Below are 21451 nucleotides of genomic sequence, written 5' to 3'. Positions count from 1 at the left end.
TAAAATATATCAAAGTAAAATAAAAAAGAGAAAAATATGCGACTAACAACAAAAACTGACTATTGCCTAAGAGTGTTGATCTTTTTACAACAAAAAGATCAGCGGGTTAAAATTCAAGAAATCGCGGACACGTATAATATTTCAAAGAACCACTTGAGCGTAGCGGTTAATCAACTCTCAGAATTAGGTTACGTAAATTCTACCTTAGGGCCTAAGGGTGGAATTGAATTTAATAAAGCTTATGGTAACCATACACTTTACGATCTAGTCTCCAAAATAGAGGAATTTGATATCGTTGACTGCTTCAATGCCGAAACTTCTAACTGTACTTTAAGTCCGCATTGCAAATTAAAGACGATGTTAAAAAAAGCTACGCGCTCTTTTTTGGGTGAATTAAAAAATTATAAAATTCAAGATTTAAAATAATCTAGACGACAAAGTACATTTTAGCATTTCACTCTAAAGACCTTATTCTCTTTTTAAAACATATCCTTTGCCATAATGATTGAAATGAATACTGCATCTCCTGCACATCTCCTGCACATCCTCTTTAGCGGGAGCCTTACCTACAGGATAAAACATTTTCAGTATTCTCATTTATTATTCCTACCTCAAAAACCATCTTCCTTAAGAAGCGAAGCGGGATTGGCCATGCACGAAGGAGTCGCCCGCCTTGATAGAGTTTTTGCAATTGCAACAAATACAACAACAATTGAGCTCACCGATATTAAAATTCATGAAGATTATTTAAAACTAATCAAGTTTCATCTTAAAGAATATTTTATGAATGAAACAGAACCATTATTAACTGAATATAGAGAAGTTTTAGCTACAGAATTTAATCCATCCTTAACGTAAAAAATTTCTTATTGATTTACATAGAAAAAAAGAGAGAGGGAGCTTTAAATCAAACTCTCTCTTTTTATTATCCGACCTTCAAAGACTAAACTAGAATGTCATTAGAATAGTTTTTACAGTCCTTAACTTATCATCATCAAGTCGTTTAATTATTTCTAAACACTCTCGCCTTAAACTCTGAGGAAGCTCAATCTTCCCTGCGCACATTATATTATTTAAAGATAAATTTACAAAAGAAAATTTTAACCCAATTTGTACATCTTTAGAATTTTATTCCGTATTAATTGAATTCGATACCATGTCATATTTTCAAAATATGCAAAAACTCCTAGAAAAAGCTGAAATATTTGGAAATATATTAATTTCGGATAAAAACGAAATGGAAGAGGCTGAGTATGATCATGAAGAATTCCAACAATTGCAAAAAATGGTAATCGGTGAAGCGGAGCGCACCTAAGATAGCACATACTGATAAAAATTATTTGTGTCCTAAAAATAAATTAATCACGCTTTGTGGAGACTCATCGCTAAAGAATAAATTTGAATTTCTATCTGATTCATAAGCCCAATGAGCACTTCTTAAAAACATCTCCTCTTCAAAATCCCCCAGTGCCTTTTCAATATTATTGAGATTCTTCACAATATGCTTCCCAAGCTCTGCCCCATCATAGAGCGCAAGATTCGCCCCTTCACCAGCAAACGGCGACATCAAGTGAGCGGAGTCACCAATGAGAGTCACGCCCGGCACTCGATTCCACTTGATACCAACAGGAAGCGCATAAATGCCTCTTGGATTGGGTGATATCTTTCCCTCTAAAATAATGGCCTTTAAGTCATTTGCCCAGCCTTCAAACTCGTTTGCAATTTTTAAAGCTGCGCTTTTAGGCTCAGATAAATTGATCTTTGAAATCCAATCCTGCGATTGATTAATGGCCACATAAGCATGAAATGTTCCATTTGTCTCTTTATGACCAAGAATTCCTCTTCCAGGGGCCAGTGCCATAAGGGTTCCATTGCCAATGACATTCGCGATAGATTTGTGATTGTTATCGATGTCATAAAGGTAGAGCTCAATAAAAGATGTTCCGATATAAGCTGGAGCAACATCAGTGAGCAGTGCCCTTACTTTCGACCACGCCCCATCAGCACCAATGAGAAGATCACTGACCACAGTAGCTCCATTTGTGAAAGTGACTTCATGTTTTCCGTTTGAAAGAGATTTAACACACGAGAGTTTATGTCCCCACTGGATAGACTCTCTAGGAAGAGAGTTAATCAGCATCTCGCGCAGCTCACCTCTATAAACTTCCGGGCGCGTGCCATGTCCCCTATCCTGGTCTTCATGAAGAATGTTGGCATCTTTATCCAAAATGCGATGAGCGTCTGCTCCAGGAATGATGAGCTTTAAGAATTCTTCATAAAGGTTGCAATCTTTAAGGGCCAATTGCCCGTTGTAGTCGTGTATGTCTAAAAGTCCACCTTGAGAGCGCGCTCCTAATGAGTTTTCTGCTTCGTAGACTGTTGCTTTGATTCCGTTGATTAAAAGGACTCGGGCCAGAGTCAAACCGCCAAGGCCTCCGCCGATGATAATTATATTCATTAATTCCTCCTGTGGAATTTAATATCTGAAGTTTATCACAAATCGACTAAAAACTTAAGTGACTTAAATATTTAATTAAGTTAACATAGCAAAAACGGAGACATAAATGGGATTAAGACAACTAAAAAAGCAGAAAACGAGAAAGGCCATATCTGACCTGGCAACGAAACTCTTTTTAGAAAGGGGTTATTACAATGTGACGACTGCTGAGATCGCGGAGCTGGCGGAAGTTTCTATTCCTACTCTCTTTAAGTACTTTCCGACGAAGGAGATGCTGGTTTTTGATGAGGACTTTGAGATTGAGCAGTGGCTAGTAGATTCGGTGAAAAATAGGAAGAAAGGACAAGGGATTCTTGATGCTCTTCTGAAGGCCGGGATTGAGAGGATTAGTGAAGTGCCGGCAAGTCATAGGAAGAATGCGAAGGCGTTTATGGCGTTGATTGAGGAGACGCCGGAGCTTTCGAGGTATGCGGGGCAGATGTGGATGAGGCATGAGGTGGTGCTTTCTGGGGTTATTAAGAAAGAGGTTAAGAAGATTTCGAATGTTGAGGCGGATGTGGTTGCGAGGTTTGTGTTGGATGCGTTTTATAGGGCGATGAAGGTAGGGAATTCGAAAGAGGCGTTGAGACAGATGTTTCGACTACTAAGAAGTGGATGGAACGAATAGTTTTACCTCATCCTTTCTTGTAATAATCCGTCTCCAATAAGAAGATCTACTTTAAACCTTCAACCTCCGACAATGGCAAAACTCGTGTATCATCCTGTAACAATATAGCTTATATAATTTCAACTTAATTATGCAATTTCAATCAACCTCCACAAAAATTTGTCATCCTAAAATTTCTAAAGCCTTCTAAGTTACCGATAATCGAAGGCGAGATTTTTTTTTGCAATACTTGAATCAATAAGACTTAGAATAATCCGAACAGAATTAAGCATCCAGACCGTGATATAGATAAAATAGTTAGTGCATGATTCGATTTAGACCCTTTATTGATTTAAAAGAGGCAGTGCTCGCTATCTTCTCTTCATCATAATCAAATGCATTTATTAGTTATCGCGAAGACCTTATAGCCCAGATGAGAACGGAATACAGACATACAGAATCTCGGAGAAATAAATGGAAGCTGGAAAAAGATCTTTAGACACAATCTTCAATAAGGGAAGATTAATAGAAGTTCCTTTTTTTCAAAGGAGCTATGTATGGGAGGAGGAAAATTGGGAACGTTTCTTGGAGGATATCTATAATATTTCTTCTCATCAAAAAGAGTATTTTATGGGGTCTATCATTTTAAAAGCTCAAGAAGTCTCGAGTGGAGAAAGAATTGGAGACAAGAGAATACTTGTTGATGGCCAACAAAGGTTAACGACTATAATTTTATTTTTTAAAGCTTGGTCTGAAGCTAATAATAACAATGAAATTATGGAGACTTTTTTAAATAGACATAAAGAGATCATACTCAAACACAATCATAATGATGTGCAGATATTTGAAGCTATCTTATCAGGAAGCCTTACAAAAGAAGACAGATCAACCTATAAATCAAGTAACATTATCAAATGCTATGATTACTTTATAAAAAAACAGAATCTTCTTCAAGATATTAACGTGGATACTATCCTAAATAACTTATACTTCGTTGGCATTGATTTATCTAAGGAAGAGGATGAACAACAAATCTTCGACACAATTAACTCCCTAGGGGTTTCATTATCCACTGCAGAGCTTTTAAAAAACGAACTATTTCAAAGAAAAGATGAATCTTTGTATAATAGATCATGGAAGTCTATTTTTGAAAAGGATGACGAAGCTATTTTTTACTGGGAAAGATCTCTTACTTCAGGACGGTCCTTTAGATCAAACATAGACATATTTTTACAATCTTTTTTGCTAATTCAGAGCGAGGCCAAAGAAAAATATATCGGAATTGAAAATCTTTATAGTAATTATAAACTTTTCTTAAAAGAATCTGGTGGTGTTAATGAAGAATTTATTAACGAGCTCATGAGCTACGCAAAAATATACCAAGAATACATCAGTCCGAACCTTCTCGATGAAGACATTGATTTTTCAAACGCAATCGAGCGTCTAAACATCGTTATTTTTGGCTTAAATATAACAACAGCAATTCCTTATATTTTATACGTTTTAAAAAACTGTCCTGATGAGTTGGAGCGCAATAATATTTTCACCACTATTGAAACTTACTTAATCAGAAGATCAATCTGTAAAGAGACTACAAAAAACTACAACAACATATTCTCCTCTTTTGTTCGTAATAAAATACTAAGATGTGACGACTTAAAAAAACGATTCCAGCAAATGGAGGATACTGCTAATAACATGGCAATGGATTCTGACTTAAAGACAGCATTCCATGAAAGCAAGCTAAGCAATCAGCATGCCAAGATAATATTGTACCTAATAGAAAAATTTCTTCACACAAAAAAAGACTCTACTACACCTCTGGCCGCAAATGAGTACTCGCTGGAGCATATAATGCCTAAAAAGTGGAGAAACCAGTGGCCACTAGCAAAGAATCATACCGATAGCGAAAGAGATAAGATTCTCATGACTTTAGGAAATTTAACTATCATTACATCTTCGCTAAACTCTGCAATTCGAGATGCTAGTTGGACAACAAAAAAAAATGGAAACAAGAAAAAGAATGGGCTGATTGAGCACTCAAAAAGCATCAAAATCATGGAAAAGTATCTAGAAGATGAGGTTTGGGATGAAAAATCCATTAAAGGTCGCGCTAACGATCTCCTATGTCATGCGATTAAGCTATGGTCTATTAATTGAAACTACCAATCACCCCTCAAAACAAATTTGAGTTCGTTAAAAAAGTATTTACCTATTTTTCGAGGTGAAAAAAATGAAAGATGAAATAGAATATTCTCTAATCGAATACTATAAAACCTTTAAACAACTTGTTATATTACATCAAAAGTTTAATTTTGGAAAAGCTCCTCGCCTCTCCGAAGGCTTTACTGAGACCCTTTGTGCTTTTATATATGGATTCGAAAAAGCAAAAAATGTAAAAAGAGAATATGACTTAGACGATAAGAAAAATAATCTAAGAATAGAAGTTAAAGCGACTTCTGACGACTATGGGGCAGTTACACTTAATCCGTGCTCTAAATTTGATTATCTCTATTGGATTAATTTTAGATTAGAAACCGATAGTTTGCACATTCAAAAAATTCCTTACAATTTAATTTCAAATTTCTGTGAAAAATCAAAAGGCCAAAAACGAATTAACATAACACTTAGTCAGATTGTTTTAAACAATAATGCAGATTTATATAAGATTTTATTATCTGAAAATAAGTTTGCTCCTCAGTCTGTCTTTGAGCAACTTAATGAGATTAAAAAAATTAATAAACCTGCAGCCTAGTTCTGATATGAACTATGTAAATAATTTTCATAAGTCCGTAACGGTAACGATGAAGTCTAAAATAATATTTATTCAAAACCTTTGCTTAGCTATTAGAAGGGAGTCCGGAGGCTACGATTAAGCCCCTGGTCGATCTTTTATATAATTTCTGGAGGATGAAAACTGAAAAAATTAAAACTGCTTTAACTACAGCCATCTTTCTACCAGACTTCGGTTCCAGCATACTTCAATTGAGTTTTCCCAGGTAAAGTGTGTTGGAGCCCATTTAAAAGTAGGCCCATCAAATTTCTAGACTTTGTAGATATTTCGACACACGCGTCTTTGCATTTCAAGAAGCATCTGATTCAACTTAGGAGTACATTAAAAGAGCTTCCATCAAACGCTCGCGCTCACTACTTCCATCGGTTCTAAAACGAAGTAACGGTATATTGTATTTTTTAAATATCTCATCTTTCATACTATCACGCTCTGCTTGCTTAGAACCTTTAGCATGAAACCCAACACCATCAACCTCTATAGCAAACTTTGGAAACTTACTAACCGTATCACAAACAAGAAAATCAACATGTGTTCTAGGGTTCATTGCAAATGTCTTTTCTGCAGGTAGCATAAGCTCCATATTTCCAATAATCATCCGAAGAGAGACATGGGGTATAACTTCGAGACAATTCATTTCCTTTTCTTTCAATATATTTGAGAGAAAAGCATACATAAGATTTTCGCTCTCATACTCTGAAATACTCTTATATTTTTTAAGAAATTCTCGCCTACGATCAGCATAACCTTTATACAGATAATCAAAGATGGAACTTATACGACTCTCAACAATACTATGATTATTGTATTCTATATAACGAACAAGATCACCGATGTTTGTATCTTTTAAGGTATCGCTATCATTTACGACAACGATTAGCTGCTTTACAGCTCTTGATATAGCAACATTTAAACGTTTTGCATTGTCTGCAAATTCTGTAATTTCGTTGTCGACGGTTGAAAGAATGATAAATTCATTTTCTTGCCCTTGGAATTTATCGACAGTATCTGCTTTAACTTGTAATCCTGAAAAAGCTTCTTGCAAAGCATTTGTCTGATTTCGATAAGGAGTAATTATTCCAAGAGAGTTATCTAAAACATTGAGAGACAGCTGAGGGATTATCTCATTTTTAATTATATCAATTTGACGTTGATTCATTCTCTTTCGTTCATGATTACCTTCAACTGTTTTATAAACAATTAATGGCTCATGATCAGTCATGTAATCGGACAAAATAACAAGCTGTCCGCCGTAGAATTTTTTATTACAAAACTCTATAATTTTCGGATGGCATCGATAATGCTCACGTAAAAGCGTCTTTGGAACGGTCGGAAACATCTCAATAAATGATGAAAGCAAGCTATGATTCTTATAACGATAAAACTCTGGCAAATTATAATTTGAAAAAATTTCATCTGTAATTTTGGCCATTTTCGAATCGACAACATGAGACAGTTGCTTTAAATCTCCCACGACGACAGCTTTCTTCGCACATGACAAAGCGAGTGCTCCAGTGCATAAGTCAACTTGAGAAGATTCATCTATAATTACATAATCATATGTGACATTGGCAGCTAAACTACTTCGTAACGAGTAAGTTGTACTTAGAATAACTGGATAATCTTTTATGAATGCTTGAGATTTGTATCGAAGATCCTCAATCAAGTAATTTTTTCGCTGCTTTTCCTGATACAGCCCTGCAAGACTCGCACGGAAAATCTTCAGTGAAATTTCAGTATATTCATTCATTTGCTCTTTAAAATTAAATAATTTAAGTTCATTATTCAACTTTATAATGTTCTGGTTGAGCTCAGCCATCCTCATTTCGTAAAAGCGTCTTTGAAATAAAATGATAAGAGAACCGACTGAATATTTTTTCAGTAAACCTCTAATAAATAATTTTCTCTTATTAAAAAATTTAAAATACCTAAAGATGTATTTAAAATATGCAACAATGTTTTTTCTGGATGGTGTCTCTTCATGGCTTTCACATAAAAACCACATTTCTAAAGCCTTTTCAGCGGTATTTATTTTTCTGCTAATTTGTGGATCAAATATATTTTCAAAGTTATTTGCGTATTCGAAAAAATATTTGATTTCTGTTTCAATTGCAGACAATTCTTGTTTTAATGAAGACAACTTTTGTTGCTGCAATAGTTTATTTTGTAAAACTGCACTCCTTTGCTTTAACAAATCTTTCAACTCACAAATTGCATCAGAAGAAAGATGCCAACTACTCATGTCTGGAAGTGGCTTTTGAGAATTAATGAAATCCGTTTTGTTATCTATGCTTCCCAGGCACGCCGCAACAAAATCGACATTATTTTTCCTCAGTTTATCAAAAACATTCTTTGTTGCTGAATTATTACTTGAAACAATAGCGACGGTTTCCCCTCTTATAACAATATTAGCAATTATGTTTAAAATTGTTTGTGTTTTTCCTGTCCCTGGAGGACCTTCGATAATACTAAGTGGATTCGACAAAGCCTTTTCGACAGCATCTTTTTGACTCACATTAAAACCGAAAGGATAAATCGCATCTGTAACGAGAGGATTTTCTTGTAAAAATGACGCTGTAAATTTGCCATTCAGGAAGGCGGCCATAACATCTGATTCAACATATTCAATTTTTGAGTAATGGTGAAAAAGTATATTAATAGTTTTTCGATTTTCTAATTCAACTTTAATTCCTACTTCATTAGCAATTTGTTTTAAATAATCAAAACATTGAAGAAAATTTTCCTCATCAAAAGAAGATTCGACAATTTCTACATTATTTAAATTATAATGAAATGACTTACCGTTATGAAACGTTACTTCATACTTATCACCAATACGTCGCCATGCTCGGACGCTATCGGTTTTGTCTTCTCCTTTTAGATATATACAATATTTCTTTTCTTTCATGATCTCAGAATTATTCTATTTAAGTAGTCAATAGCTCATTCATGGTAAAATGTTTTCTACCTCATCAATCTTTACTAAATATAAAATTTAAATTTTGGACTAGGATTTTTAATTGATGGATTAGAAACAAGAATTTCACCAACAGCATCAGAGAACCCAATTGTTACGGGCTCTGAATCTCCCATTTTACATGAGTTATAATTAAGTTTTGTTAAAGCAAGAATGTCCTCTGCAACCTGTTTAATATTCGCTTCCCCATGCTGAATATCGATTCGTAATGGAGCGGGTGTTTCCCACCCATCGTAATTATCAATCTTGGGTTTGTAACCAGTTCCCCATAAATAAGCGGTTCGTCGGTCAACTTCCCAGAAACTACCTCTCAGAACTGGTAATGTTCCTTCTCTAAACATTCTTAGTCCTGAGCGTTCTTGCCTAACTCGAATTCCTACAAGCTTAACACCTTTTGGACATGCTCGTTGGAAACCTTTGAATTCTTCGCTATCAATTGATGAATGGCAATGCAAAAATATTTCTTTTAAAGGCTGGCCTCCTAGATCGCTGTAAGCCTTTAGCAATCCAGATAATAAATCATGAGCTGCAACTTCAGACAAATGGTAAGCCTTATCTTTAGGAGAATACCAACGTCCATCCTGACCTCGAAAAACTACCCCATCTCCACTATCTAAGAACATCTGGGCAGCACAACAAGCACTTCCTGAATTAGAATCAGGATCTAATTGCCTAAAAACTAATCCAACATAGCATACACCCTCTCTCGCCGTTGCGAGCTTCCAGGGTTGTCCTCCAGCCTTGTAAAACATTGTCATTGTGAGATTCCAAGCTCTATCCGATAAAGTTGTTAGGCCCCTTTCTCCACGAACATCTTGATCCTCAAGGCGCAAAGTTGATTCGCGAATAATTTGAATTGGTATGCCATATTCCATGGCCCTTGCCTTTAATTGACGTCTAAAATCCACTGAGAACTGATATGTCTCTGGATCATAAGAATCAAACAAACTTATTTGTCCAGATGCTCGAATCTTTCTTTGTGAATTTGTAATTTTATCTCCAATTCCTTCTTTAACCGTACTTTTTGGGCGACAGTTTTTATGGACAATATCTGGCACAACACAAACAATAACAGACACGTTTCTATCACTATCTGCTATTATTTTAATTTTTTCTAAATAGTGCTCTACAACTTTTGAAGCCCTTTGGTGAGGGTCATTTAATAATGATGAATTTTCCAGGGCCTGAGCATCAAGAGAAATCGAAATCGTTGGATTATTTGGAAATTTTGAATGATAAACAACTTCATACCCTGGAAATGATGGCCACAAAAGCAAATTAGTTTTTATAGGGTCATTTAATATTGGTTTTTTTATTGCATTAAAAAAATTTTTAGCTTCATTTAATCCATCTGAAGTACCTATTACAGCATAAGAAAGATTAGCTGGATGGGATGCTTGTTCAGAGCCATGAGGTCCAAATAATGCAAGACCATCATGTGGCGCAGCCAATCTTTGATTATATCTAAATTGCAGCAGAGGCTCAGGGATAACAATTAATTCACTTTTCATAACTCCTCCTCTGCCATATCTGTCCCATAATCTAATACAATTTCAGATGATTCCGTATCATCAATTATGCTTTCAGGGTACTCATCAATATCTTCAGAAGCGTTTTCATCTATTCCATAATTGCAAGTCAATGAGAGAGGTTTTCCTGACATTTTAAATGCTTCCTTAGGCGTTTTAAAAATTTCAAATTCATCTTGATCTGATGAAAGCCAACTCATAACGGCTAGCAATCGCGCACACCATTTATCATTCCACCAATTTTTGCAAATCTTTTTTCGACGACGAAGCATTCTTGATGGATGTATTTGAGTACCATCTTCATTGGTTAAGTAAATTCTATTAATGATTTGAATTTGAAATTGATTATTTTCTCTTTCAATGATTTTGAATGATGGGGATAAGTGATGCCTATTAATCTCCTTTTTTTCAAAACCAATTCTAAAAGTACTACTCCCAATAAATTTTAGATAAGTGCGCTTTCCGTAAATTCCTATGTAAAAATGCTTATCTTGGCTCAATAAACCCGATGGAAAATATATGCTTTTTTTATCATCACTTTTGACTAGCCCACGATTTAAGCAATAATCTTCCAATCCTCTTCTAAGTAAATATTTAGCATAATTTTTTATCCTTTCTCCCTGAACTCCTGATTGGTCAATCCAGCTTGTTACTCTGATAAATTCAACTAATGGAGATATGCTAGAAGGTGGTTCGACAAAAGACCAAACATAAAGATTATTTTGAATGGCAATCGGCCAAGAAGAAAATTTTAAAGTATCAAGAGTCTGAGGATTTTTTACTGTATACTGACGAATCCCTAGAGGTATGGATGTTATAGGAATCAAATTTGTCCATACGCGTTCGTTTCTTTTAGTTGCTAGGTCTTTCTGTCTTACCCATTGGGATACCAAATCTCGGCCAGCACTTTCGTTTGATGGAACATTCATTGATTCGAGAGACTTTATTAATTGCTTAAATCCATCAGCCCATCCATCAAAAAAATTAGCATATGACTTTTGACTTAACGTCCACGGTATATCTGCCGCAGGTAAACCATCAATATTTAAAGTAATAATAAAATCCCCATCTCTAATTGATTTCCCTATTGCAGCTGCTTTAGTTCTTTCATTTGTTGGATTTTCTTTACTCACTGAATTTCGAGACAAAACCGCTAGAAATTTGCAAGAACGATTTAATCCCTCATCAACTTCTTTGACAAAAGATTGCCCAGCCAAAAGTGACATTCTGTCGTACCAAACGTTGTATCCTGCACTTGTAAGCTTTAGTGCAAGCCAATCAGTAAAAGCAGTATCTTCAGTTGCATAACTAATAAAAACTAAATCGCGATTTTCTATAATTCCTCCGATTAGACTTTCTTTAAAACTCCAGCTTCAACAAGATTAAAAAATTGAGATTTCAAACTGACCGCATATTCTTTTGAATGAAGAACTACGCCAGCCTCGATATTACGGTGATGAGCTGCCTGGGTGAAGTTTGCCGAAGTCACTAACGTTTTTTCGGCATCTACAATAATACATTTTGCGTGCATTGATGATTTTACAGCACCATCAAGTGCAAGTGTTCTTGGGTCATAATAAATTTCTGGAAGTCTGCTCGCTGGCCACTGTTTCTTTTGGAAGTCAGTTTTGAATTTCAATAAAACTGCGGCATCAACCGAAGTGTTTCCTTCACGACGAACATCCACAAAAAAAGTAACTTTGAAATTAGGATCAGAATCCATCTTCTGACCTAATTCTTTGAAGAGTTCTTTCCCTTGATAAAAAGCAAAACCAGCAATCACAACTTCGCTCTTTGCCTGTCTAAAGAGTTCTTGAGCAACAATAGCAGTGTCTCTAAGAGTGGAGTTTAATGCTTCTGGGCCAGTCCAAACCAATTCATAATTAGCAGTCTTGTTGCCTTTAGCGACTAATAACTGCTTTTCAATTTCACTTAATGCAAAAATGGCTTGAGATGAGTTGAATTGATTTTCCTGAAATCCTTGAAAGATATTTTCCCAGTAAGCAGATCGTTCCGAATCAAAAGCCTCTTTCAAAAGAAAGTGACTCACTGGAATTGTCCAGCGACCATTTTTAAGATTTTCAATAATAAGTTTCAGTTCTTCAGTTCTCATATCAAACCACATTAAAAAATTCACAACCTAGATTTTCTAGTGTTGGCACGACAAGCGATCTATCTAGGTAATTATTGCTCATTTCACATGATGTCTCTGCAATCAGAAGACAACCGTGACAAGCGGCTCCCAAGAGATACTTATCGCTCATTCTGTCATCTGGTTTATGTTGTGAGCATACAGGGTCATTGGAACAAAGTTCACCCATCTCAAGAGCAATCTTGATGTATTTGTGAATGTCTCTTCCTGCTTCAATTAGGCCGCCAAGAGTACCTTCAGCATCAGGTGATCCAGTGTAAAGCAGAACGCCATAACCATGACTTGAGCAGTAGATTCTTTCTTTGATCGAACTTGCCGGATAGCCGCACTCAAGAGAAACTGCCGTGATTAACATATGAGAAAACGAGTGAAGCATATAATAAGCAATGCCCGGAAAATCACTCTCGTCAAAATCACGCTCTTTCTCGGCATAAAGTCGTCTCATTCCATCAATAAGTTGCTGGCTCCTCTCGATAACTTTAGGTGTATTGGCCCATACTCTGACTTTGTCTTTATCAAAACCAATAAAAATTCCTTCGCCTCGGTTTTCGACCGTTGGAACCCAAGGAACATTCCCTAATGAAAGTGAAGCACGATGTACTTTTTCGTTTTCCTCAAGTTCTCCATCAATTCCTAAGCTGAGTTTATCAATTCGAGTAAATCCAACCAGAGATCGAACTTCTCTCAATCTATGGACTAGAACTAAACGAGAAAATTTATCCATGAATGGAGCTGTTCCCCAATTCTCTTTCTTAATCGCCTTTGAGTAGAAAGTTCCTGCTGGCCAATCTTGTCCGATCTCATCTTCTGATGAGAAAAGAGTTTCAAATTCGGCATCTTTTAAAGAAACTCTCTGTGGATTTTGGCCAGTTTGTTTGATTGCCTGAAGGCAATCCCAGATTTCTTGATTTGAATAATCTTTGAAATCCTCTTTCAATAATGGAATTGTTCTAAAAGCATCAAGCTGAACTATATCTGTTAAATTTCCAATCATGTTTAAGTGCTTAAGAACAATATCCCCAAGTGTGATGTTTTGTTTTGGAGGAATTGAAATAACGCTCAAGACTTGTGGAAAATAAATGTTTGAAGCATTTCGGATTACCAAACGAGAAAGCTCAGTACATTCTTCTTGCGAATCAAAGCCAAGCCAAGGACGTTTGCCCTGACAGAAACCTAATCCGTCAGGAGCTGGCTCCTTTGCTTCTTCAAGGTGTCTGCTGGCACCACAAGAACAAGTTACGATGATGTCAGATGCATCCCCAGAGTTTCCGATTTCAGTGAACCGATAAATTGGAACAGTACATTCGCGCTGTCCATGATGAATAAATCCTCTCCAATCAATGTCGTCAATATGACCTCTACGGCAAGCTCTTAAAAAACGAACAGGAACAACAGAATAGGCATTCCCATCGTCGTCTTTATATTTTTGCCTTTCGATTTTTGATTTGGGAACCAAGAACCTGTCACGGCTATTGGGTATTTGGGTTGTAATGAACCAATTTGGAAAACTATGCGCTCTCATTCCTGAGGTATCTGTTCCATAGGTTTCAGCTTGGCGTGGAGGATTTTTTAAAGCAGAAACGTGTTGAAGACCAGGAATACGTCTTACTTTCTCTAAAAGTCGTGGTTCTTGAATTTCAATGTCTGCTTGGATGTTATCAAGCCCTGCAACGATTACAGAATACTTCGGCAAATCGAGCAAAGAGCCCGGTCCGAAAGTTGTAATGATTTGGCTTTGGCGAACTTCACCATGTGCTTTTCTTGTCATATTAGTCCTCCAAATCTTGATCGTTCATACCTTTAACCCAGATATTCACTGTTGGCTCTACTTCACGCATAGAGCGATTAGCCCTGAACTTTAAATAATAATCAGGAAGTTCAGAAAGTTTCGGATCAAGGTATTGATGAATGAGTGAATGATCTCCATCTGTGTAAGTCAGAGGTTCATTTTGATCGCCCGCGAAGTTTAAGATTTTTTCCCAATCATCTAAAAGAGAGTTAAGTCTTGTTTGAAGACTTGCTGTTGTAGCTTGAGATGAACCTGAAGCTCCCAGCCTTTGTAAAACAAGGTTAGAAACAATCGTATTAAGTTCATCCTTCTTCGTAACGATTTTTCCAGCATCAGTTTCTCGTCTCATTCCATCAATCAAGTGGCGCACGATTGAGAGATAAGTTCCAGCAAGGCCCTTATCTAAGGCTTTCGTTGAGAATGGTGTTACACTCGTCGTTTCAACGTCACGATAATAACTTTGATGATAAGGAACAAATCTCTCATATAACGATCTATCGCGATGTCTGTGAATGTTATAGAGAGTAATAACAAGGCCGGGCGTTGATCCACGGCCAACACGGCTTGATGCTTGAATGTACTCGGAAGTAGTTTTTGGCTGACCAAAAACAAGCATAAGTCCAAGTCTTGTAATATCAAGACCCACAGAAATCATATTGGTCGCGATTGCCACGTTTACAAACTCATCGTTTCCATGAGGTTTTGAGAGCCTATGCTTGGCCAATGCGACTCGTGCTGTATCTTCACGCGAAGTAAGTTCAAGAACTTCAAATTTAATAGCTCGATCGGCGAGGATGTCTGAGGCTTGTTCGTTAGCTCTTTTTCTAAACGAAGAGTAATTTCTGAGTTTGGAATTAACTTCATCTTCGATAATCCTTCTCGCGCCACCAAGCTCACGAAGAGAGTTGAAATAGCCTAGAGCTGTCATGTAAGGATCACAGATGTTGGCATTTCCAGAGAGATCGAGCTGTTTTTGAGCAGCACTCATACTTGAAAGATATGACTTTGATAAAAGATTCTTAGTTGAACGCCCTTGAGTTGCAATTCCCACATACAGGCGACCAGAGTTTTGAGTTACAGGAACTGTCTTTGCAAAGAATGAATCCTGAGAAGTAACGCCCGGAACTGGGAAAATATCTACGGCATTTCTTCCGTAGAGAGCCTTAACTTGTTTCTGCGCGTGTCTTACCGTTGCAGTTGAGGCAATGATCTTAGTCTTAATCTTTTTGTCGCCAACCACTCTTGATGAAAGTTCATCAACGGCAGTTTCATAAAGACCTACCATCGTACCAAGTGGCCCTGAAATAAGGTGAAGCTCGTCTTGAATAATAAGGTCTAACGGTTTTAATTCGCCAGTCAGTCTTTGAGCACCGGCCTGATTTTCGGTAGAAGAGAAAAATCCCAAATCTTTATGAAATTTATCAACGCGCCCAAAAAGCTTTCCAATTTTTTCTTCCCACGGCATTGAGGCTAATTTATCTACTGTTGAAATGATAAAGCATGGAAGTTTTCGATAAATCACTTCATCGACAACCACTAAAGGAAGTTTCCCAAATTTACTTGCTGTAAAATCGCAATCACGATTATCGCAAATAACATTCAGGTCAGTTGGATAGTCGGCTGATGTTTCCAACTTTAAACTATTCTTTGGATGTAAAGCAGTTCCACACCAAGGGCATTTTTCAAGAGGTACTGGAGACTTACCACGATCATTTTGAAAAGCTCGAAGCATTGTTCGCGCTGACCAAGGATTGTTATCACCCTTAGCTCCAAGTTTGTTCGGAGTCGCAGCTTGTCCCACCCAAAGACCAATTTCATAAGGTAATTCGCCTAAGTTCCATTTTGTTTTTTGTTCACGTCGAACTTTCTCAAGCGCACAGATCAAAGCTGTTGCTCGCTCAAGTTGATCGAGCGTTAAAAGTCTGAGCGTGTATCTCATCAAGATACTCACGCCAGCAGAGGTAATCGTTGGATCAACTAAACGTCTATAGACAAGAGTAAAAGCTACGACACCAAGGTAAGCTTCGGTCTTACCGCCACCTGTAGGGAAATATAATAGATCAACAGTGTCGCGCTCAGAATCCTCAGGATTGATAATTCCTTTAAGGTTCATCAAGACAAATGCAAGCTGGAAAGTTCTCCATTTAGGAGTGTCTGATCTTCTTTTCTTCGCAGCCTCAGCCATTACAAGGTTTGCTACTTTGAAAGATTCAAGAACATTCTTGTCTTGCAAAAGATTGATACCATCTTCGATTCTTTTAAGCGCAAAATTATATTTTCCGACAAGATAGTTTCCAGTATCTTCTCGCTTTTTAATTCCCTTCGGGATCAATGCGGATTGCTTTTTGATCCATTGTTTGTAGTCTTCCAAAAGAGGTGAAAGCTTAACCTTGGCTGATTCAAAACTATCGAGTTTCGCAAGTTCTTCCATACGAAGCTCAAGGCCTTCTGTATCGTGAGATTGCACTCCCTCGACCTCGTATGAAGGCATCCAAGAGGTCGTGATCTTTTTGCAAGAACTATCTTGAGTTTCAAAAAGAGCAGCAACTCCGTGTCCAGTTGCGTATTCGTGGATGTTGGCAAATTGAAGATCAGCAATACTGTCATCTGGATCGGTTGATTCTAGGGCTCGAAGGTTTGGACGAGGACAAAACCCATTGGCTACATGAATTTCCATTTCAGCTTGGAACATAAAAGAATCATCTGGGCGATCAGCGTTCTTGATAGATTTTCTATTTACCAAAAATACTGAAAGCGATTTTGTTCCGTCCTCAAGTAGATTATAAGAATCACTAGCAAGGTTTAAAATCTTTTGATTAACGATTAATTCAACTTCATTGGTAACTGCAAACCTTTGATTAATATCACTTAAAAGAACAACTTTAACTTTTTTTTCAATATGGATTCTCGGCCAAATAGTTTTGTCCCCTTCCTGCTGAGGCTTGTATTCACCCCAACGACAAACGGCTTCAAATTCTTTGGTTTCTTTTTTAAGAAGGAAACTCATTCCGATAGAAGAAGGAAATCTCTTAATGAGTGAGTTGGCTTCATCTCCACCAGACTCGGCGTTTTCGTCGGTATCATCAGGGCTAACATTAGCCTCATCCTCTTCAACGTCCACTTGAATTTTAGAGCCATGAGGAACAAGAAAACCTGTGAGGTAATAAGCCGACGGTTGAACACTCAAAACCTCTTGGAGATATTTTAATTCGGAATTGTGGCTTGGCCCGATTAGGTCAAGTTTCATTGCATTTAAGATATTCTCTCTAATTTCTTTAGATAACATATACTACCTCTTGTGAAATCCAAGCCGGACTTCATTTTCGTGTCGGTCGTTATTGAGTTTTAAAAGTCGCAAAAGTACTTCGTCTTGAATTTCTTGGGTTAGACGATACTTATATTTTTCTTCGCATTCCGAGTTGGTGTCCAATTCCTCATCATCAACTGCGAGATGAAATTCATAGCTTAAAAGTAAGTCTGTCCAACCGTAGAGCTTAAATACTTCAGTATCCAACTCCATTTGAGCAGATCTAAATTTTTTAATGTCTTCTTCTTGGCAGTTTGGGTCATGATACTTCCCATACAAAGAAGTCAATCCTCCGGTTGTCTGAACTAGGCTCTCTCGCTTTTGATGAAACTTTTTTCCTATTTCTTCAAGAAAATCAGCAGATTCGAGTGAGGCTGGAAATGGAAACGTTGAAAAGCAATCTTCAGGTATGTAGCGCAAGCCATCCCCAATTGATGAGCCAAAAAAATATGACCATATTTCGTGCGAAGAAGCCTGAAGTATTGCAAGGTATTTATACTGGTCAAATAAGAAAACAGTTACAGCATCACTAAAAACATTTGATGTCTCTGAGAAGTTAAAAATGAAGTGTTCCAAGTGTCTAGAACTAACAAGGACTTGTTTCCTATCTCCTAAGACATTGTAGTATTCATTTGCAGGTCGTGATAAAAGCCACCATTTTTCTCTTAATCGCTTTTCTTTGGACTTGCTTCTCTGAATGCGAACGGTGTCGTATAGATGTTTATAGAGAACTGGATGCTTCTTAAGAGTATCTTCATCCAATTCTTTTGGAAGTCGAATAATATATCTTCCACTTTTGCCATCTTTTGAATTGTTAATGTCTTCGCCACTAATGAATTCTCGAATAAAATTTTCATTTCCTTTTTCTTTAAGTAATTTTGTGTATTCTTCACCTTCAATTATAAATCCTTTACCATTAGGATTTACGCCACTGAAAACTTTACCATCATTTTCAATTAATACATTTGGCGGAGAAATTAAATTATTGTTCACTAAAAAAGGTGATATGTTATTTACCGGGCGAGAGTTTAAACGCTTTGAAGAATATCCTTTTGCTTTTATTATATGAATAATTGAAACAATAACTGCTGCAACACCTGGCCATTTTAATCTTTTTCGAGCGTCATAAATTTCACCACCAGCAATGGCAATTTGCATCAAGGAACTATTACGCGTTTCACCTTTGTTAATTGAATTTGTTGAAATTAAGCTAAGTGTACCGTTTTTGTTTATTAAGTTAAAAGATTTTCTAAAAAAGTATGATACCAAGTCTGCTTTTCCATGAATGTTTTTAATTAGCATCCTAATTGCTTCTGAATATCGCTCTCCAAAGTGATTAGAAATTTTACTTCCACCTAAGAATGGAGGGTTCCCAATGATGCAATTAAATCCAGCATTTTCTTTTATGAACACTTCTGGAAACTCAAGCTCCCAATGAAATGGGTTATACTTAAAATCATTCATCAGCTGGGCATTGCAATACATAATTAGTTTGTCAATTGAATTTGATAAAAAATAATTTGAAATAATCAATCGATGCTGTTGCAAATTTGCTATTCGAGTTTTCTCATTTTCACCATCAAGAAAACATTTTAAAGTAAGATTGCCAACCAAGCGTAATGGTTCAAGTCGCTCGAGATATTCAACTTCAGCCATTTTAAGGGCATCATAATTATTTTCGTCGGTGGCATTTCTAATTTCATCACGAGCATCTAGAGCTTCAGTTAGCTGTTCATTCATGTATTGAAATAAAGGCAAACCTTCTGTTCGATCAGTGTAGTCAAAGGATTCAATCTGCTTATTGACTAATCCAAGAATGGAATCCCCAGGCTTTAAATTATGATCAAGAAAGCTGAACGTGTGATCTTTGGCTAAAGTAACAAGCCATAACGAAAGTTTAGCTAGATTAACAGCCATATGATTGCGGTCAACACCGTAAAGACATTTCTGCGCGATCAAACGACGGGCATGCAGTAACTCATCTTCATCAGCACTAATATCAATTTTAACCTTATGAGCAGCCCACGACTCAACGAGTTTTTCCGAAAGCTGGCGACAAGCTTCAACTAAAAAAGCACCTGAGCCCATTGCAGGGTCGCAAATTTTTAGATCAAGAATTTGCTCAGGAGTTGGTTTATCTCCAAGATTTTTAAAAATTGGCTCAAGAGCTACACGAACGATAGGCTCAGTTAATTCTCTTGGAGTATAATGTGAGCCAGATTTTCTTCGAGCTTCACTTGGTACAAGAACCATTGCATCTTTTGAAAGTCTAAAAGGAGATGCTCTGCGATCTATTTTTTTGTTTTTATCGAGAATACTTTCAAGCTCATCAATTGTTTTACATACATTGAATTCTTTTTTTACTTTATCGGATAATTTTAATTCAGATACTTCGCCAAGTTTTTTAGCTTTATCTTTTGTTGCTAAAATTTCATCCAAGTTAATTGGCAAAGGTGCACCGTGAGACTTTGCTGGCTTTAAAGCAACGGTTTCACCTTTGGCTCGACCAAGCTCGAATCCCATCATAGTTTCGTAAACAGAGCCGATCTGTTCAACATCGAGAGTTCGATAAGAGATTCGCTCTCCTTTTAGAACAAGAAGATTTCTTAGAACTCTGAAGACAACTCCATCAGAAATTTTTGGAGCTTTATTGTATAGCTGGTCTTTTGAGTCTCTGCCTTCAAGAAATAAGTAAATATTCGGATCAAATAGATGACCATGCCTTGCTGGTAAAACTACTTTTCCCTTTTCAGAATCGTATTCAGCGCCATCATAGATGAGTCGGAATAAAGAAATTAAATGCGCCCAAGCCCCATAGCGGCTATCCATAGTATCTGGGTTCTGAGCCTCATCTTGTCTAAGTCTTTCATAAAGTCCAGCAAGCGAATAACTACTTTGATAAACCTCATCAGTTGCCAATAGATTGCGATCTTCGGCATACATGATGAAGACCATGCGAAGTAAAGTCGTTAAAAGCCCTTCGTAAATGATCTGAGGATTCTCTTTAAGAGTCTTTTCTAGCAGCTTGCCACTTTCATCATCATTAGCGGTCTGAAAGCCCCTTAGAAGCTCATAAAGGGCCGCTAGAACTTGTCCAGAGAGGTCGATTGAGACTTGGGCTTGATATTTTCTACTAAGCTCTAAAATCTCAATGAGTGACTGACCTTTGGGCGAGTTGAAGACTTTGGCATCAGATAGTAATTCTCTGAATGCCGCGAAAACTAAACGACCAGAAGGCTGATACATGATTTTAAAAGGGAAATCTATGTAGCCAGAAGATTCTCCTCGCGGAGCAAAGATCAGTCGTAGTTTTTCCTTAGAAACAATGAGCCCTGTAGAAATTTGTTTTTCTCGAAGAAGTCTCTCAAATTTAAAATGAGGACTTGAGTTCCAAGCATCTTCAGTGTTGGCAGTTTTATCAAAATCGTCCTGGACTATCTGTTGAATCAAGATGACTTTTTCATCATTGACTCTTGCTACATAGGTTGGAGAAACAACTTCACCAAATTGTGGATGAGAAAAAGAATACTGCGTGATAACTGTCTGATCTGAATTAAGATCAGATTCGCGCCAGTTTAAAACCTTAAAGAATAAATCACGAACATTTTCAATGCCAGTGAACTCAAAATTGTCATTTGTAGTTTTTGCTACAAGGGCCAAAAACTCTTTTTGCTCTGAAATGACACCCTCATTGATAACAGCTTGAGCGTCATCAAGAGCGTTCGGGGAAAATACTAAGCCCGTTGGATTTAAGTAACCGATCCATTGTTGGTGATATTCAATACTTCTATTTGAGGCCATA

14 protein-coding genes are annotated in these 21451 nt (G+C 36.9%); 6 read left to right on the top strand and 8 right to left on the bottom strand.

Features of this window, described 5'->3' with window-relative positions:
- Positions 1–36: 36 nt before the first annotated feature.
- The 3 genes from ACN20O_RS12460 to ACN20O_RS12450 all read left to right on the top strand — a co-directional run bounded on the left by ACN20O_RS12460 (position 37) and on the right by ACN20O_RS12450 (position 1315).
- Positions 37–426: an RrF2 family transcriptional regulator gene (locus ACN20O_RS12460; RefSeq protein WP_491634246.1), complete on the top strand. Its 390-nt coding sequence runs from the start codon at positions 37–39 to the stop codon at positions 424–426.
- A 75-nt stretch (positions 427–501) separates the two neighbouring features.
- Positions 502–858 (top strand): hypothetical protein, encoded by a 357-nt coding sequence (locus ACN20O_RS12455; RefSeq protein ID WP_491634245.1) that lies wholly within the window; start codon positions 502–504, stop codon positions 856–858.
- Between the two features lie 316 nt (positions 859–1174).
- Positions 1175–1315, top strand: coding sequence for a hypothetical protein (locus ACN20O_RS12450; RefSeq protein ID WP_491634244.1), 141 nt, complete (start codon positions 1175–1177; stop codon positions 1313–1315).
- Positions 1316–1336: 21 nt separating this feature from the next.
- Here ACN20O_RS12450 and ACN20O_RS12445 read toward each other — a convergent pair whose 3' ends face one another.
- A complete protein-coding gene (locus ACN20O_RS12445) occupies positions 1337–2458 on the bottom strand; it encodes an FAD-dependent oxidoreductase (RefSeq protein ID WP_491634243.1) in 1122 nt (373 codons plus the stop codon).
- Between the two features lie 106 nt (positions 2459–2564).
- Here ACN20O_RS12445 and ACN20O_RS12440 point away from each other — a divergent pair, with 106 nt between their 5' ends.
- The 3 genes from ACN20O_RS12440 to ACN20O_RS12430 all read left to right on the top strand — a co-directional run bounded on the left by ACN20O_RS12440 (position 2565) and on the right by ACN20O_RS12430 (position 5859).
- Entirely contained in the window at positions 2565–3125 is a 561-nt protein-coding gene (locus ACN20O_RS12440) for a TetR/AcrR family transcriptional regulator (protein ID WP_491634242.1), read from the top strand.
- 453 nt (positions 3126–3578) lie between these two features.
- A complete protein-coding gene (locus tag ACN20O_RS12435; protein WP_491634241.1) occupies positions 3579–5264 on the top strand; it encodes a DUF262 domain-containing protein in 1686 nt (561 codons plus the stop codon).
- Positions 5265–5337: 73 nt separating this feature from the next.
- The gene (locus tag ACN20O_RS12430; RefSeq protein ID WP_491634240.1) at positions 5338–5859 is read left to right on the top strand and encodes a Bsp6I family type II restriction endonuclease; all 522 of its coding nucleotides are present in this window, start codon (positions 5338–5340) and stop codon (positions 5857–5859) included.
- Positions 5860–6208: 349 nt separating this feature from the next.
- Here ACN20O_RS12430 and ACN20O_RS12425 read toward each other — a convergent pair whose 3' ends face one another.
- The 7 genes from ACN20O_RS12425 to ACN20O_RS12395 all read right to left on the bottom strand — a co-directional run bounded on the left by ACN20O_RS12425 (position 6209) and on the right by ACN20O_RS12395 (position 21450).
- Positions 6209–8803 (bottom strand): AAA domain-containing protein, encoded by a 2595-nt coding sequence (locus ACN20O_RS12425; protein WP_491634239.1) that lies wholly within the window; start codon positions 8801–8803, stop codon positions 6209–6211.
- Positions 8804–8877: 74 nt separating this feature from the next.
- The gene (locus tag ACN20O_RS12420) at positions 8878–10383 is read right to left on the bottom strand and encodes an argonaute/piwi family protein (protein WP_491634238.1); all 1506 of its coding nucleotides are present in this window, start codon (positions 10381–10383) and stop codon (positions 8878–8880) included.
- Positions 10380–11714: a toll/interleukin-1 receptor domain-containing protein gene (locus ACN20O_RS12415; RefSeq protein WP_491639285.1), complete on the bottom strand. Its 1335-nt coding sequence runs from the start codon at positions 11712–11714 to the stop codon at positions 10380–10382. Before ACN20O_RS12415 ends, ACN20O_RS12420 begins: the two co-directional genes overlap by 4 nt.
- Positions 11715–11749: 35 nt before the next feature.
- Positions 11750–12514 carry a DISARM system phospholipase D-like protein DrmC gene (gene drmC, locus ACN20O_RS12410; RefSeq protein WP_491634237.1) on the bottom strand — a complete coding sequence of 255 codons (765 nt, stop codon included), beginning with the start codon at positions 12512–12514 and terminating at the stop codon, positions 11750–11752.
- 1 nt (position 12515) lies between these two features.
- Positions 12516–14321, bottom strand: a complete 1806-nt coding sequence (gene drmB / locus ACN20O_RS12405; protein ID WP_491634236.1) for a DrmB family protein — start codon at positions 14319–14321, stop codon at positions 12516–12518.
- Between the two features lies 1 nt (position 14322).
- Positions 14323–17628, bottom strand: a complete 3306-nt coding sequence (gene drmA / locus ACN20O_RS12400) for a DISARM system helicase DrmA (RefSeq protein ID WP_491634235.1) — start codon at positions 17626–17628, stop codon at positions 14323–14325.
- A 3-nt stretch (positions 17629–17631) separates the two neighbouring features.
- Positions 17632–21450, bottom strand: coding sequence for an Eco57I restriction-modification methylase domain-containing protein (locus tag ACN20O_RS12395; RefSeq protein ID WP_491634234.1), 3819 nt, complete (start codon positions 21448–21450; stop codon positions 17632–17634).
- Between the last annotated feature and the right edge of the window lies 1 nt (position 21451).

The sequence above is a fragment of the Bacteriovorax sp. As-1 genome (assembly GCF_058446905.1).
Note: the sequence above shows the minus strand (reverse complement) of the source record. Positions and strands in the feature narration are given on the sequence as shown.